The sequence below is a fragment of the Enterobacter sp. 3U4 genome (genome assembly GCF_057224565.1).
Window position 1 is genome coordinate 4,719,757 of the sequence record NZ_CP136665.1, and the last position, 15,568, is coordinate 4,735,324.

The 15,568-nt window shown below is 57.4% G+C and carries 14 protein-coding genes and 1 other RNA gene; 4 read left to right on the forward strand and 11 right to left on the reverse strand.

Annotation, left to right across the window (positions count from 1 at the left end; translation table 11 throughout):
- Position 1: 1 nt before the first annotated feature.
- From RVY89_RS22510 to kbaZ, 10 genes are all read right to left on the reverse strand, one after another.
- Positions 2–1,174, reverse strand: a complete 1,173-nt coding sequence (locus tag RVY89_RS22510) for a MalY/PatB family protein (RefSeq protein ID WP_484826473.1) — start codon at positions 1,172–1,174, stop codon at positions 2–4.
- A gap of 12 nt (positions 1,175–1,186) precedes the next feature.
- Positions 1,187–2,758 carry a maltose/glucose-specific PTS transporter subunit IIBC gene (malX, locus tag RVY89_RS22515; RefSeq protein ID WP_484826474.1) on the reverse strand — a complete coding sequence of 524 codons (1,572 nt, stop codon included), beginning with the start codon at positions 2,756–2,758 and terminating at the stop codon, positions 1,187–1,189.
- 116 nt (positions 2,759–2,874) lie between these two features.
- The gene (kbaY, locus tag RVY89_RS22520) at positions 2,875–3,747 is read right to left on the reverse strand and encodes a tagatose-bisphosphate aldolase subunit KbaY (RefSeq protein WP_484826475.1); all 873 of its coding nucleotides are present in this window, start codon (positions 3,745–3,747) and stop codon (positions 2,875–2,877) included.
- Positions 3,748–3,759: 12 nt separating this feature from the next.
- Positions 3,760–4,905 carry an SIS domain-containing protein gene (locus RVY89_RS22525; RefSeq protein ID WP_484826476.1) on the reverse strand — a complete coding sequence of 382 codons (1,146 nt, stop codon included), beginning with the start codon at positions 4,903–4,905 and terminating at the stop codon, positions 3,760–3,762.
- Positions 4,906–5,151: 246 nt separating this feature from the next.
- A complete protein-coding gene (gene nagA, locus RVY89_RS22530) occupies positions 5,152–6,285 on the reverse strand; it encodes an N-acetylglucosamine-6-phosphate deacetylase (RefSeq protein WP_484826477.1) in 1,134 nt (377 codons plus the stop codon).
- Positions 6,282–6,716, reverse strand: a complete 435-nt coding sequence (gene agaF / locus RVY89_RS22535) for a PTS galactosamine/N-acetylgalactosamine transporter subunit IIA (protein WP_196352801.1) — start codon at positions 6,714–6,716, stop codon at positions 6,282–6,284. Before agaF ends, nagA begins: the two co-directional genes overlap by 4 nt.
- 16 nt (positions 6,717–6,732) lie before the next feature.
- The gene (gene agaE / locus RVY89_RS22540) at positions 6,733–7,611 is read right to left on the reverse strand and encodes a PTS N-acetylgalactosamine transporter subunit IID (RefSeq protein WP_024906386.1); all 879 of its coding nucleotides are present in this window, start codon (positions 7,609–7,611) and stop codon (positions 6,733–6,735) included.
- A complete protein-coding gene (agaW, locus tag RVY89_RS22545) occupies positions 7,601–8,380 on the reverse strand; it encodes a PTS N-acetylgalactosamine transporter subunit IIC (RefSeq protein ID WP_484826478.1) in 780 nt (259 codons plus the stop codon). The genes agaE and agaW overlap by 11 nt, the downstream gene beginning before the upstream one ends.
- 10 nt (positions 8,381–8,390) lie before the next feature.
- A complete protein-coding gene (agaV, locus tag RVY89_RS22550; RefSeq protein ID WP_484826479.1) occupies positions 8,391–8,864 on the reverse strand; it encodes a PTS N-acetylgalactosamine transporter subunit IIB in 474 nt (157 codons plus the stop codon).
- An 18-nt stretch (positions 8,865–8,882) separates the two neighbouring features.
- The gene (gene kbaZ, locus RVY89_RS22555) at positions 8,883–10,190 is read right to left on the reverse strand and encodes a tagatose-bisphosphate aldolase subunit KbaZ (protein WP_484826480.1); all 1,308 of its coding nucleotides are present in this window, start codon (positions 10,188–10,190) and stop codon (positions 8,883–8,885) included.
- A gap of 239 nt (positions 10,191–10,429) precedes the next feature.
- On the opposite strand from kbaZ, the gene RVY89_RS22560 reads away from it, so the two are divergent.
- Positions 10,430–11,233 carry a DeoR family transcriptional regulator gene (locus RVY89_RS22560; protein ID WP_484826481.1) on the forward strand — a complete coding sequence of 268 codons (804 nt, stop codon included), beginning with the start codon at positions 10,430–10,432 and terminating at the stop codon, positions 11,231–11,233.
- 46 nt (positions 11,234–11,279) lie between these two features.
- Here RVY89_RS22560 and garD read toward each other — a convergent pair whose 3' ends face one another.
- Positions 11,280–12,851: a galactarate dehydratase gene (garD, locus tag RVY89_RS22565; protein WP_484826482.1), complete on the reverse strand. Its 1,572-nt coding sequence runs from the start codon at positions 12,849–12,851 to the stop codon at positions 11,280–11,282.
- A 373-nt stretch (positions 12,852–13,224) separates the two neighbouring features.
- Here garD and garL point away from each other — a divergent pair, with 373 nt between their 5' ends.
- The 3 genes from garL to rnpB all read left to right on the forward strand — a co-directional run bounded on the left by garL (position 13,225) and on the right by rnpB (position 15,342).
- Entirely contained in the window at positions 13,225–13,995 is a 771-nt protein-coding gene (garL, locus tag RVY89_RS22570) for a 2-dehydro-3-deoxyglucarate aldolase (RefSeq protein ID WP_484826483.1), read from the forward strand.
- Positions 13,996–14,014: 19 nt separating this feature from the next.
- The gene (gene garR, locus RVY89_RS22575; RefSeq protein ID WP_484826484.1) at positions 14,015–14,905 is read left to right on the forward strand and encodes a 2-hydroxy-3-oxopropionate reductase; all 891 of its coding nucleotides are present in this window, start codon (positions 14,015–14,017) and stop codon (positions 14,903–14,905) included.
- Between the two features lie 59 nt (positions 14,906–14,964).
- Positions 14,965–15,342, forward strand: an RNA gene (gene rnpB / locus RVY89_RS22580) — RNase P RNA component class A.
- Positions 15,343–15,568 lie beyond the last annotated feature (226 nt).

The following is a 15,568-nucleotide window of genomic DNA, read 5'->3' on the forward strand; positions in this document are numbered from 1 at the left end:
ATCAGTAATGCTTCAGCATTCGGTTGATGGACTGCTCCAGCCAGTAGCGCTGGGTGCCGAAGTTAATCCGCAGGTAGTTTTCGCCGTTTTGCACGTAGTGGCTGCCGTCTTCAATGACCACGCCCGCCTGCCGGGCAAAATGTTGGGTTAACTGGGTGGCGCTGCGCTCGTCGGCGCTCACGTCTATCCAGGCCAGATACGACGATTCCGGGTTCATCATCTTCCACGCCGGGAAGTGGGTCTGAATAGCGTCCGCAAGGTAGCGCGCGTTGCCTTGCAGATACCCGTTAAGCGCGTCGAGCCACGGCAGGCCGTGCTGGTAGGCGAGGATAATCCCCCATACGCCGAACATATTGGGTGAGGTAATCGAGTTCTTCTCAAGCTGCTGGCGGAAGCGCCGGCGCAGCGAATCGTCCGGGATCATCGAATAAGACGTTTTCAGCCCGCCCAGGTTGAAGGCTTTATTTGGCGACGTCAGCACGATCAGGTTGTCCAGTGCGGCACAGCCGGAGCTCAAACAGCTGACGAATGTACCGTCCAGAATGTGCTCGGCGTGAACCTCATCGACCACCAGAATGGTGCCGTAGCGCTTGCAGAGATCGGACACCTGCCGTATCTCATCCGCGCGCCAGATTCGGCCCGAGGGGTTATGCGGCGAGCAGAAGAACCACAGTTTTGGACGGTGGGTTTTGAGCTGATCTTCAATCAGATGAAAATCCAGCTGGTAGCGGTTTTCCTCCACGCGGAGCGGGTTAGCGAGGACCTTAACGCCCTGGCGCTGTGCCGCCATTGCAAACGGATCGTAGACCGGCGTGTTCATCATCACGCTGTCGCCAGCCGTGCAGAACGCCTGAACCGTGTAGTGCAGGGTGGACACGGTGCCGTAGGTCAGCGTGATCCATGACTTCTCCACCTCAACCTGATGACGCGTGCGCTGGAAGGCGATCGTCGCGTCGTAGAATTCGTCGAAGCACCAGGTATAGCCAAAGGTGCCGTGCTCCACGATGCGCTGGAAGCCTTCAATAACGGCGGGCGGCGAGGTGAAATCCATATCTGCGATCCATAGCGGGATAAACCCCTCCGGAACATCACCAAAGCGTGAGCAGACAAACGCATGGTCCCATTTGCGGCACTTATCGCTTTTACGCTCGACGATTTTGTCGAAATCAAACACAACGACCCCCTGTTAAATTAAGGCTTCAATGCCGGTTTTGACGCTCTGCACCTGCGGGCCAATGATCACCTGCACGCTGTGAGCATCCAACACAACCACCGACAGGGCGCCCGCCGCTTTCAGCGTCTGCTGATCGATAAGGCCCATCTCTTTCACCACCAGACGCAAGCGGGTGATGCAGTTGTCGAGCGACTCTATGTTCTCTTTGCCACCGAGCGCCTGCAGGATAAGCCCATGATCGTATTTCGATTTTCCACGCGCGCGGGTGTTGGCTTCGACGGCCTGCTGTGCAGCCTGTGCATCCACTTCACGTCCCGGCGTCTTGATATCGTGTTTGAGGATGTACCAGCGGAAGACGAAGAAGTAGATAGCAAACCAGGCGATACCGACCGGGAACAGCAGATACCATTTGGTCGACATCCCCTGCATCACGCCAAAGATCAGCAGATCCAGAATCCCACCGTCGGTGTTGCCGATGGTGACGCCGAGCAGTGCCATCACCATCAGCGCCAGGCCAGACATCACGATGTGGAAGGCGTAAAGCACAGGTGCGATAAACAGGAACAGAAACTCAATCGGCTCTGAAATACCGGTGACGACGGACACCAGCACGCCGGAAAGCAGCAGCCCCTTAATCACCGGGCGGTTTTCCGGACGCGCGGTGCGGTAGATGGCGTACGCCACGGCAGGTAAGCCAAAGATAAAGGTCGGCATAAACCCTTGCGATAGAAACGCGGTAACGTGCGGGCTAAACGGCAGTCCGGCTTTCAGCTCGGCGTAGAAGATATTTAGCGCACCGGCCACTTCATGACCGTTGACCATTTCAATGCCGCCTGCTGGCGTGAAGCGCACCATCGCCAGCAGAATGTGGTGCAGGCCGAAGGGTTTAAGCAGCAGCACGCCTACGCCGTAAAGGAAGGGGCCAAAAACGCTGGTGCTCTGGATAATATGGCCAATCCCGGCAATCCCCAGCGCCACGTATTCCCACAGCAGGGGAATGAACAGACCGACCAGTGAAAGGGTAAGGGCGGTGATAATCGGTACAAAACGGATGCCGCTAAAGAAGGCAAAGGCGTCGTGGAGGACCGTGTCCTGAAAACGCTCGTGCAGGAAATAGGTAATCACCCCCACCACGATGCCGCCCAGCACGCCCATCTCCAGGGTCTGGATCCCCAGCACGATCGATTGTCCCACCTGTCTCATGGTAGCGGCGTCGGCAAGCTGATGGGTGGCGATCAGATAGTAGTTAATGCTCATGTTCATCAGCATATAGCCAACGAACCCGGCAAAGGCGCCCACGGCCTTGTTGCGTTTCGCGAGGCCCATCGGGATCGCCATGGCGAACATCAGCGGCAGATAGGTAAAGGCGAAGCTGCCCACCATGGCGATAAAGCCAAAGGTCAACTGCGTTAACTCGCCGCCCAGAAAGGGAAAACTTTTAATGGTGGAAGGGCTGGTGACGGAGCTACCGATTCCCAGAAGCAGCCCCATAAAGGCCAGCAGGGAGACCGGGAACATAAAGGTCTTTCCCAGGCTTTGGAAAAATTCCCACGCTTTCGATTTAAACGACTTTTCCTGTGTCATGTAGGGACTCCTCGGATTTTTAGGATAATGGAAGGCGCTGTCCGACTTAAGGACGCGCCTTCATATTTGCGAGGCTTATAGTTATTTTTTAGGTACTGACGTAATGCGCGATGGGATCAGGCTTCCGCTGGAAGCAATAGCCGGTTTGCGGAGCCGCAAACGGTGATTTTGCTTCTTACCACCTCTTTCATGGCGTCCATGCCGACCCGCATATAGAAGCGCGGATCGTTGCCCTGCGGGTTTTCGGCAAACCAGGCCTTAACCGCGTCAGAGAAAGCAATTTTCAGCTCGGTTGCCACGTTAACTTTGCACACGCCCAGTTCGATAGTGCGACGCACATCCTCATCCGGCACATCGCTCGCGCCGTGCAGCACCAGCGGCACGCTGACCACTTCACGGATTTCCGCCAGCCGCTGGAAGTCGATTTTTGGGCGTTTGGTATACAGGCCGTGCGCGGTGCCGATGGCGACGGCAAGGCTATCGACGCCGGTCAGTTCGACGAAGCGTTTCGCTTCCTGCGGATCGGTGAGAAACGCGCTTTCCGCGTCAACGCTCATGTCATCTTCCATTCCGCCCAGGCGGCCCAGTTCGGCCTCGACGCTGCAGTCGTTGAGGTGGCAAAAATCGACCACCGACTTCACCAGCTTCACGTTCTGTCCAAAGGGATAGTGGCTGCCGTCGATCATCGCGCTGCGCACGCCCGCGTTGACCTTGCGGCGAATATCGTCCAGCGATTCGTGGTGATCGAGGTGCAGCGCCAGCGGCATGTCATAGGTCAGGGAATACGCGCTGCACAGGGCGTAGATCTCTTCCAGCGCAATATGCTTAAAGGTGCCCGGCGTGCCTGCGAGGATCACTGGCGATCGCATTTCGCTGCACGCTTCGAGGATCGCCTGGATCGTCTCCGCGTTGTGGATGTTGAACGCCGGAACGGCATAGCCTTTTGCCTGAGCGTCCTGGAGAAGATATTTCGTCGAGATAATACTCATAATCAGATCCTCTTAAGCCTGCCACGGATGAATAACAACGCCCTGCACCACGCGGTTGACCGTTCCGCTGGCGGATGGCGTATCGGGCGTATTGCCCACGCTGAGCGACTGCGTGAGCGCAAAGACCTGGGCATAGATCAGGAAGCAGAACGCCTGCTCCATATCGATAAACGGACGTGAAGGCGGCAGCAGAATGTGCGCACCCGCTTCGATTGCCGGATCGTTTTCAGCGGCGATGGCGACGACGCGCAGGGCCTGGCGATCGCGGCGCAGTTCGGCCAACAGATCCAGATCGTACTGACGCGTATACGGATGGCTCGAGATAAACACCACCACCAGCGTTTCGTTATCCACCAGCGACTTCGGCCCGTGACGGAAACCGGTGGGGGAATCGTAAAATGCCGCCAGCTTGCCCGCCGTCAGCTCCAGCACCTTTAGCGCCGATTCGCGCGCCGCGCCCTGCAGGCCGCCGCTTCCCAGATACACGACGCGTTTCCACGCTTCATTACCAAAGACGCCGTGGCTGAAATCGCCGAGCGTAGTGAGGATCGCCTGACAGCGATCTGCAACGTCGCGGAAGGTGTGGCTATTGATCGTTTCCGGGGCGAATACGGCCAGACAGCTCGCCATCATCGTGGTGATACTGCTGGTCATCGCGAACCCGCGATCGTGCGTTTCGGCAGGCATCAGCAGGGCATAAGCGTTATCGCTGTCGACGGCTGTCTGGTACAGGCTTCCGGCCTCGTTACAGGTGATCGACAGGTGGTAGCACTCCGGTACGAACTGATTGGCCAGCTCAACGGCCGCGACGCTTTCCGGACTGTTGCCGGATCGGGCAAACGAAACCAGCAGCAGCGGATGCGCAGGGCTGAAGTAATCCATCGGGTTTGTGACCAGGTCAGTGGTCGGTACGGCGGAGATATTTTTCCCGGTGTGGCTCGCAAGCCATGGCGCAACGATATCGCCGATAAACGCGGACGTGCCCGCGCCGGTCAGGACGATCCGCAGATCGTGCTTGCGCAGCAGCGGCGTCAGGAAGCTGTCGATCGAAGAGCGCAGGCTATCGATATTGTTGAGCGAGCGGATCCAGCTGGCAGGCTGCTGGCGGATCTCTTCCTCGGTCCAGGTGCCGGTTGCGGCGGTGGTAGTTTGTGGCATAACTCAGTCCTTAGTCGTGTGAATTCCACATCAGACGCTGGCAATCGTGTCGCTATCTTTCGTTTCGTTTCACTTGTTCACTTTAGCAGTTAAATAAAATCTATAGAAAAGAAATCGAAACTTCAATGAAAGAAAAGAAATAAAACGAAAAGTGTGATCGTGAAAGGAAGAGGGAGATTAAAGGAAAGGAAAAGAAAGGCCTTACGGTCTCAGGCCGTAAAGCCAAAAGGAGACACAATGAAAGGGCTAAAGGGGGAGAGCCTGGCCCTGAATCCAGATCTGCTGGAGGTGTAAACCCCCGTTAAGCGCAATGATATTGGCGCGTTTACCCCGGGCTAAGGAGCCGAGCTGACCGCCAACGCCCAGCAGCCGGGCAGGGTGTAGCGAGGCCATATGGATAGCGTCTTCGGCGGTTACGCCCGCGTACTCCACCATATTCCTGACCGCGGCATCCAGCGACAGCGTGCTACCCGCCAGCCCGCCGGAGCCGGTTCGAACCACGCCGTTTTGCATCGAGACCTCTTCACCACAGAGCGTATACCGTCCGTCCGGCATACCGGCCGCCTGCATGGCATCGGTGATCAGCACCAGGCGTTCTTTTGCGCAGCAACTGCATAAACGCATGGCTCCCGGATGGACGTGATGCCCGTCGGCAATCAGCTCCAGCCACGCCCGTTTATCCGTCAGCCCGGCGCCAACCATGCCGGGTTCTCTGTGATGCAGTCCCGTCATGCCGTTATAGCAGTGCACCAGCCCATCGGCACCCGCATCAAACGCGGCGAGGGTTTCATCGAACGTAGCGGCACTGTGGCCCAGCATCACGCGTATTCCGTGCTGTTTAAGATGGCGAATCACCTGCAACGCGCCGGGTTTTTCCTGCGCCAGCGCCACCACCCGTAACGTGCTCAGTGAAACGTCAATTAACCTGTCCAGCTCGGCAATATCCAGTTCCCGGAACAGATCCGGCGGATGCGCCCCTTTGTTCTGTGGCGTAAAGTACGGTCCTTCCAGGTAGCTGCCCAGGATCTGCGCGCCGGGGCCGCCCGACTGACAGCGTCGGGCGATTCGCGCGAGCGCACCATGGATAGCCTCCAGCGGCGCGGTAACGGTCGTGGGTAAAAAGGCGCCCACGCCTTCGCGCGCTTTATGCATTGCCAGAGTATCCAGCACGTCAGGCGCATCATCCATCACGTCCACGCCCGCACCGCCGTGAACATGCGTATCGATATACGCCGGGCAGAGCAGTTCCGCATCGCGCGACGTCACGCCCGGCGGGACAGGCTCAATAGCCGCAATCACGCCGTTTTCAATGCGTAGCTGGTGGTCATCCAGCCAGCCCTGTTCGGTAAGCACCCGCCTCGCGCGCAGCAGCTGGCTCATATCCCTTCCTCGGCAGGGGCTTCCACGCGACAGCGTCCCAGCTCGTCTACGAGGCTCGTCAGGCCGCGGTGCCCGCACTCCAGCGCCTGCAGACGAAACGCTTCGCTGCTTAATCCGTCGCGCTCCAGCACCATCTCCAGCAGCAGCTGCAGGTTGGTCCCGGTAATCACTTCGCTGCCCGGCCGTTGCATGGCGAGCGTCGATGCGACGCGAAACGGCGTGCCGCCGAGCAAATCGGTGAGAAACACAATATCGTGCTCTGCATCCAGCTCGCTCACTGCCTGCTCAAGCTGAGCGGTCAGCCGCGCGGTGGTGGACGTTTCGGGAAAATCGATGGCGATAAACTGCGGCTGTTCGCCGAGGATCTGCTTCATCGCCTGCTCAAGCCCGCTGGCAAACCCGCCGTGACCCGTCAAAATAATGCCTAACATCGCAACCTCTTTGCTTTTACAGGAAGTGACAGAATTTACCGACAACGCCCAGCAGCACGGTGATACCAATCAGCCGCAGCGGGCTCCAGCCGCGGCGCACCAGCCAGAACATGGTCAGGGTGTAGACCAGCGGCAGGAATGCGGGCATTAGCTTGTCGATCACGTCGGCCTGCAGTTTGACAACGGCATCACCCGCTTTGATTTCAAGCGTGGTATTGAGGCGGACGTAGGTTGCCACCAGCGCGCCAATTACCGTCATCCCGACGATAGACGCCGCGTGACCGACCTTTTTGGTGTTGGCTTTGATTAGCGGGATGGCCGCCACGCCCATCCGGTAAGCGTAGTGCGCCAGGCCAAAGCGCAGGCCGAGGTGTACCACGTTAAACAGCACGATAAAGACCACGGCCCCAAGAATCGATCCTTGCAGCGCCAGGCTGGCGCCGATACCGCCGCAGATGGGCAGCAGGGTTAGCCAGAACATGGCGTCGCCAATACCGCCGAGCGGCGCGCCGACGGCAATTTTGGTGCTTTGGATGCTGTTCACATCCTGCTTGGAGCGCTCCATCGCCAGAATGATGCCGATAACAAAGGTCACCAGGAACGGGTGGGTGTTAAAGAAGCCCATATGGCCTTTCATCGCCCGCGCCAGGTCCCGCTTGTTGGTGTGGATCTTTTTCAGCGCGGGCAGCAGCCCGTACAGCCAGCCGGAGGCCTGCATACGTTCATAGTTAAACGAGGCCTGCAGCAGCATCGAACGCCATGCCACGCGGTTAATATCTTTTTTCGTCAGTTCGGCACCGATGCTCTGGTCTTCGTAGACGTTTTCGTTGACGCCGGTCAGCAGCGTCTCTTCGGATTCAGACACGCCCGGTAACGTTGTTTGATTAGATGCCATCTTCGAATTCCTCTTTCTGGGCTGCGGGAGCCGTCGGTTCAGGTGATTTACGCATCAGGTCGATCAGCGCCATGGCCAGCGCGGCCGCCGCAATCGCCAGCACCGGAAGCTTGAGCCAGGCGGCGGCGACAAAACCGATAATGAAGTAAGGGATGTAGACGTTTTTCATCATGATCTTCAGCAGCACGGCGAAGCCGATGGCAGGCATGATGCCGCCCGCAACGCCGAGGCCGTCAATCAGACGCGCTGGCAGAACATCAATGGCGGTTTTCGCATGTTCTGCACCGAAGTAGATCGGCAGGAAGGCGCACAGAAAATAGAAGATGCCGAGCGCCAGCAGCGCAAGATAGTTAACCCGTTCAATACCGTGAGTATCTGCATTGGCCGCCATGCGATCGCAGCGTGACATTACGCCGGACATCACCGAGAAGAGGAACGTAATTCCCATCTGTACCGCGACGGCAAACGGGACGGCGACGCCAACGGCAACTTCTGGCTTCACGCCGGTGCTGATGGCAAATGCGGTACCCACGATGGTGCCGATAATGACGTTCGGCGGCTGGGCACCGGCGAGCGGGGCCAGCCCCATCCACACCAGCTCTAACGTGCCGCCGGTCAAAATTCCGGTATGCAGATCGCCCAGAATCAGGCCGACCAGCGGCCCGAGCACCACCGGGCGGTGCATGTGCGTTAACCCGTTAAACATATCCAGACCGGCGATAAAGGCGAGTATGCCCAACCCCATCGCCTGCAACAGACTGATTTCCATTGTGAATCCCTCAGAGCAGTTTAAAGAGATCCAAAGCAGTTTCTGTTGGAACGCCCTGAACGAAGCATTCCACCCCGGCCGCTTTCAGGCCGTTGAACGCGGCGATATCGTTCGCGTCGACAGAGACCGTTTTGGCAATTTGTTGTTTGCCACTGGCGTAGTGCATGTTTCCTACGTTGATACGGGTGATGGGCACGCCGCCCTCAACCAGCTTCAGAAAATCAGCGGGTGATTTGCAGACCAGCAGGATTTTCTGTCGGTCAGCGGCGCGGTGAATGTTGTCGATCACTTTTTGCAGCGACCAGAAGCGCACGGCGATCCCTTCCGCGAGCACCATCTCCATTAGGTTCTGTTGAACCTGATCTTCAGCCACCTCGTCGTTGGCGACGAGTACCAGGTTTGCCCCCGCAAACCCCACCCACTGCACGCCCACCTGACCGTGGATCAGACGTTCATCAATGCGGCATAAGACAATGTTTGGCATAGCGCTTTCCTCTTTTTATTATGCGTTTTGAGTCGTTACGCCTTCGCAGGCGGCGTGGTACTGCTGGAGTATGTCCTGAATGTGGTCAATGATGAGTTCCCGTGGCGTTGACTTGAGAGCACCCTCGCGAACTTTGCCGTACTGCAACGGCAGGTACTGGCTGATCAGCGGCAGCGGAATGGGCTCGTCTGCCAGGTTGCGCACCAGCCGTTCAAAGGCGTCGTCAATCTGGCTGTCCGGCCAGTAATAGCGCACGCGGTCAGAGTAGCTGTAGCCGCGGGCCAGGCGACGCGCGTTGCCGTCACCGTGGTAATGGCTTTGCCAGTATTCCGGGCGATCGAGCATGACGTTTTCCAGCACGTGACGCAGGCCAGAAACGGCTTTCGCTGGCAGCAGCTCCTCTTCGATGGCGGCCAGCGAGAAGAGCGCTTCGCGCAGGGCGAAGGTCAGGGCAGGGCCAACTTTCAGAATCGCAAAGTGATCGTTGACCAGCTTTCGCAGCGCCTGCGGCGTCTGGTAGTCGGTGGAGTGCGCTTCAAACACCAGCGTGTCGTAGGCTTCAACCATTTTGCTCAGGGCAACGGCTTTCTCCGGCTGATAGTCGCAGACGTGCGCATGGTCGAACTCCACGCCAGGCTGGACCACCAGGCCAATAATGCGCGGCCAGATGTCGGTCAAGCCTTCCTTTTCGAACGCGTGGCGGTGCGCTTCAAGCGTGGCGCGGGCCGCGTCCGGCGTGGTCACGGCAAGTTCGGTGAGCGTCTCGTGTGCGCCGCCGGGGACCGGCACTTCCGTGCCGATCACGTAGACCAGATCGGATTCACCAAACTGCTCGCGGCAGGCCGCTTCGGCAATCTTCGCCAGGCGTGCGGCGCGCCCGGCGACGATCGCGTCGGTGAGGGGGACCGGGTCGTCCGCGCAGGACATGCTGCAGTCGAGGTGGATCTTTTTGAATCCGGCTGAAACATAGCTTTTGATCAGATCGTCGGCATTTGCCATCGCCTGTTCCGCAGGGAGATTTTGCCAGCGGTTAGGGCCCAGGTGATCGCCGCCGAGGATCAGCTGTGACGTCGGGAAGCCGAGCGAGTCCGCGAGCTGGCAGACAAACCCGTGAAAATCAGCGGGCGTCATGCCGGTATAGCCGCCAAACTGATCCACCTGATTGGAGGTGGCCTCGATCAGCAGCGGGGATCGATGCGAATGCGCGTAACGAATTGCAGCTTCCAGTACCAGCGGATGCGCGGAGCAGACGGCGTAAATCCCGTTTGAATTCCCCCGTTTATGGTGTTCCACCATTTCTGTCAGATGTTTCACTTTCCTCTCCATTTCGGATGGTAATGATATTTATCTTTCGTTTTGTTTCATTTAATCCTGCATCATGGTGATATAAAAATAAAACGAAAGATAATAGTTTTCCGATCTGTTTCACAAAAGAAACATAATGAAAGGTTTCAGCGCAGTACTATCTTGCGTAGTCTCACCAGAGGGGGGTTGCATTCCCGTAAAGGAAAGGCCTTAATAGGCAAAACGAAATGAAACGAAAGAATATTGATTAAGGAGCTCGTATGAGCAGCACCGATTCATCCGCGGAAAAGCGCATCACCGGCACCAGTGAAAGGCGAGAGCAGATCATTCAGCGGTTGCGGGCGCAGGGAAGCGTGCAGGTTAACGATCTGTCTCATCTGTACGGCGTATCGACGGTGACGATCCGCAATGACCTCGCCTTTCTTGAAAAGCAGGGCATTGCCGTTCGCGCCTACGGCGGCGCACTGATTTGCGAAGGTAACATGTCGGGCGCTGAGCCTTCCGTGGAAGATAAGAGTTCATTGAATACGGCAGTGAAGCGCAGCATTGCCCAGGCCGCTGCCGCGCTGGTAAAACCCGGGCACCGTATCATTCTGGATTCGGGTACCACGACGTTTGAAATCGCCCGCATGCTGCGTCAGCACACGGACGTCATTGCGATGACCAACGGCATGAACGTGGCGAATGCGCTGTTGGAAGCAGACGGGGTGGAGTTGCTGATGACCGGCGGGCATTTGCGTCGTCAGTCGCAATCCTTCTACGGTGACCAGGCAGAACAGTCGCTACAGAATTACCATTTTGACCTGCTGTTCCTGGGCGTCGATGCCATCGATCTCGATCGGGGCGTGAGTACGCATAACGAAGACGAAGCCCGTCTGAACCGCAAAATGTGCGAGGTGGCAGAGCGCATTATTGTGGTGACGGACTCCAGCAAGTTTAACCGCTCAAGCCTGCATAAAATCATTGATACGCAACGGATTGATATGATTATTGTCGATGAAGGTATTCCGGCGGAGAGTCTGGAAGGATTACGGAAAAGTGGGATTGAGGTGGTGTTGGTTTAAGTTTTTTACCCTCTCCCCTGGGGGGAGAGGGCAGGGTGAGGGGAAATCACGTCACCGGTGCCGGGTTAAACACCGCCAGCTGGTTGTGTAATCCCCATTGATCCGAAAAGGTTTTCTTCCGCCCGCTGGCGACATCCAGAATGAAGTGGAACAGCTTCCAGCCCACGTCCTCAATGCTCTCTTCTCCGGTGGCGATGGTGCCCGCGTTGATATCCATTAAGTCATACCAGCGGTTCGCGAGCGCGGTGCGGGTCGCCATTTTGATCACCGGTACCGCCATCAGACCGTACGGCGTGCCGCGCCCGGTGGTGAAGACCTGCACCGTAATGCCGGATGCGACCTGCTGCGTACCGCACACAAAATCGCTGGCCGGCGTTGCCGCGTAGATCAGGCCGCGTTTCGTCGGGCGCTGGCCAGGAGAGAGCACTTCCACAATCGCGCTCTGGCCGGATTTGGCAATGGAGCCGAGGGCTTTTTCCACCACGTTTGCCAGGCCGCCTTTCTTGTTTCCGGGGGAGGGATTGGCGCTGCGGTCAGTTTTGCCCATATCGAGATAGTTATCGTACCAGGCCATCTCCTCAAGCAGGCGCTTGCCGACCTCTTCATTAACGGCGCGCGGCGTCAGAAGATGGATGGCGTCACGCACTTCGGTCACCTCGGAGAACATCACCGTGGCGCCGCAGCGAACAAGCAGATCGGATGCAAAGCCCACCGCCGGGTTAGCCGTCACGCCGGAGAAGGCATCGCTGCCGCCGCACTGGGTGCCCACAACCAGCTCAGAGGCCGGGCACGTTTCACGCTGGCGGCGGTTAAGTTTGTCCAGATGACGCTCTGCCACCTGCAGAATATCGTCGACCATTGAGCGGAAACCGACGTGGCGTTCGTCCTGCAGGCGCACGATGCTGGCCTCGTCTGCCGGGATGGCTTTGACATCCTCGGTACCCTGAAGCAAACGTTCTGGCTGCAATTTTTCACAGCCGAGGCCAATAACCATCACCTCGCCGCCAAAGTTCGGGTTCAGGGCGATATTGTGGATGGTCCGGATAGGCACCACGGCAGCGGGCGCGTTAATCGCCACGCCGCAGCCGTAGAGGTGGTTCAGGCCCACCGCGCCGTCGACGTTCGGGTATTTTGGCAACAGGTCGCGTTCGATGATTTTCACCACGTAATCCACTACTCCAGCCACGCAGTGCACGCTGGTGGTAATGCCGAGCAGATTTTTGGTGCCGACGCTGCCGTCCGCATTGCGATAGCCTTCAAAGGTATAGCCTTCCAGCGGGGGAAGCGGCTCCGGCACGCGGGTTGCCAGCGGAAGCGTGTTCAGCGGCGGCGCTTCCGGCAGCGCCACCAGCGACTCCTCAACCCAGCTTCCCTGCGGAATAGGGCGGACGGCATAGCCGATGACTTCACCGTAACGCACGATTTCGCTGTTAGCAGGAATATCCACCAGGGCGACTTTATGTCCCTGCGGAACATGCTCAATCAGCTCAAGCCCGTCCGGGAAGCGGGTTCCTGCTTTTAAGCCATTGTCGTTGACGATAATCGCCACGTTATCGGCGTCGTGCACTTTTATATAAAATGCCGTCGGCGGTGCCTGTCGAATTTCAATGTCGGCCATTGTTCAGTATTCTCCAGCAAAAAGTCTGATAATAAATTCAGCCATTTTTCTAATGGTAGAAATAAATACGCGGCTTTCAGAAATAAAGCATGTCAGCAGAATGAATAGCAAAATGTGATCCCGATCGCTTCAGAACCCGTAATCCTTGATTCTGTGCATTAGCGCCCAGTGCTTTGTGCATATGCAAAAAAATTTATCAAAATATAGCGCAATACCTGAGCATTAAAACAATGTGCGGTCGCGAATTGCGTCTTATACTGAATGACGTTTTTATCACGCCATAATACGTCAGAATAATAAATATCATACTGGCGCGGTGTCTGAATAAATAAAATGATGCTGAAAAAAGCTGCGGAATAAAAAGGTAAATACGATGAATAACGCGATCTTCCCGAATAAATTTAAAGCGGCTCTCGCGACGCACCAGATTCAGATTGGCTGCTGGTCCGCGCTGGCAAACCCAATCAGCACCGAAGTGCTGGGCCTGGCCGGTTTCGACTGGCTGGTGCTGGACGGCGAACATGCGCCGAACGATATCAGCACGTTTATTCCTCAGCTGATGGCGCTGAAAGGTAGCCCCAGTGCTCCGGTCGTGCGTGTCCCCACCAACGAACCGGTGATTATCAAGCGTCTGCTGGATATCGGCTTCTACAACTTCCTGATCCCGTTTGTGGAGACGGAAGAACAAGCGGCGCTGGCCGTTGCGTCAACGCGCTATCCGCCAGAAGGGATCCGCGGCGTCTCCGTTTCGCACCGAGCCAATATGTTTGGCACCGTGCCGGACTACTTCGCGCAGTCCAACAGCAACATCACCATTCTGGTTCAGATCGAGAGCCAGCAGGGCGTTGATAACGTCGACGCGATTTCCGCCACAAACGGCGTGGACGGTATCTTCGTCGGCCCGAGCGATCTGGCTGCCGCCTTTGGCCATCTGGGCAACGCCAGCCACCCTGACGTGCAGCGCGCGATCCAGCACATCTTTGCCCGCGCTAAAGCACACGGCAAACCGTGCGGCATTCTGGCGCCGGTTGAGGCTGACGCCCGCCGCTATCTGGAGTGGGGAGCCACGTTTGTTGCCGTCGGGAGCGACCTCGGCGTTTTCCGCTCGGCCACGCAGAAATTAGCCGACGCTTTTAAAAAATAACCATCATGAGGAAACAGATATGACGCTGAAAGTGGGTTTTATTGGCCTGGGGATCATGGGTAAACCAATGAGTAAGAACCTCATCAAAGCGGGTTACTCACTGGTGGTATCCGATCGCAATCCGCAGACCGTGGCAGAGGTGATAGCGGCTGGCGCAGAAACGGCCACCACCGCTAAGGCCATTGCCGAGCAGTGCGATGTCATCATCACCATGCTGCCCAACTCCCCGCATGTTAAAGACGTTGCGCTGGGGGAAAACGGTATTATCGACGGCGCGAAGCCGGGCCTGGTGCTGATTGATATGAGTTCTATTGCGCCGCTCGCAAGCCGTGAAATCAGCGAGGCGTTAAAAGCGAAGGGCGTCGATATGCTGGATGCGCCGGTCAGCGGCGGTGAACCAAAAGCGATCGACGGCACGCTGTCGGTGATGGTCGGCGGCGATAAAGCCGTTTTCGACAGATACTACGACCTGATGAAAGCGATGGCGGGCTCCGTGGTGCACACCGGGGAGATCGGGGCGGGTAACGTGACCAAGCTGGCAAACCAGGTGATTGTGGCGCTGAACATTGCCGCCATGTCCGAAGCGCTGACGCTGGCAACCAAAGCGGGTGTTAACCCGGACCTTGTCTATCAGGCCATTCGCGGCGGTCTGGCGGGCAGCACCGTACTGGATGCCAAAGCGCCGATGGTGATGGATCGTAATTTCAAGCCGGGATTCCGCATCGACCTGCACATTAAAGATCTGGCCAACGCGCTGGATACCTCCCACGGCGTGGGCGCACAGCTGCCGCTGACCGCAGCGGTCATGGAGATGATGCAGGCGCTGCGTGCCGATGGCCTGGGCACGGCCGATCACAGCGCGATTGCGTGCTACTACGAGAAACTGGCGAAGGTGGAAGTGGCGCGTTAATCACGCCTTGCCCACACCTGAGGGTGACAGCGGCTCGCAAACCCTCTATACTGCGCGCCGAAGCTGACCAGACAGTCGCCGCTTCGTCGTCGTCCCTTTCGGGGGAGACGGGCGGAGGGGAGGAAAGTCCGGGCTCCATAGGGCAGGGTGCCAGGTAACGCCTGGGGGGGAAACCCACGACCAGTGCAACAGAGAGCAAACCGCCGATGGCCCGCGCAAGCGGGATCAGGTAAGGGTGAAAGGGTGCGGTAAGAGCGCACCGCGCGGCTGGTAACAGTCCGTGGCACGGTAAACTCCACCCGGAGCAAGGCCAAATAGGGGTTCACATGGTACGGCCCGTACTGAACCCGGGTAGGCTGCTTGAGCCAGTGAGCGATTGCTGGCCTAGATGAATGACTGTCCAACGACAGAACCCGGCTTATCGGTCAGCTTCAACTTCTTAAAAAACCCCGCTTCGGCGGGGTTTTTGCTTTCCGGGTGTTGCAGGCCGGATAAGCGCAGCACCACCGGTAACCAGACAAACGACATCAATTCTCATATTTGCGACATTAAGCACATTTCACTGTTTTTACTCCTTCGGTATCGCTCCTGTATCTGTGGACGATCGCCATCACAAAATTTCACGCTAAAAAACGCACGATTTTCAGTGTTGATAATTTGTTA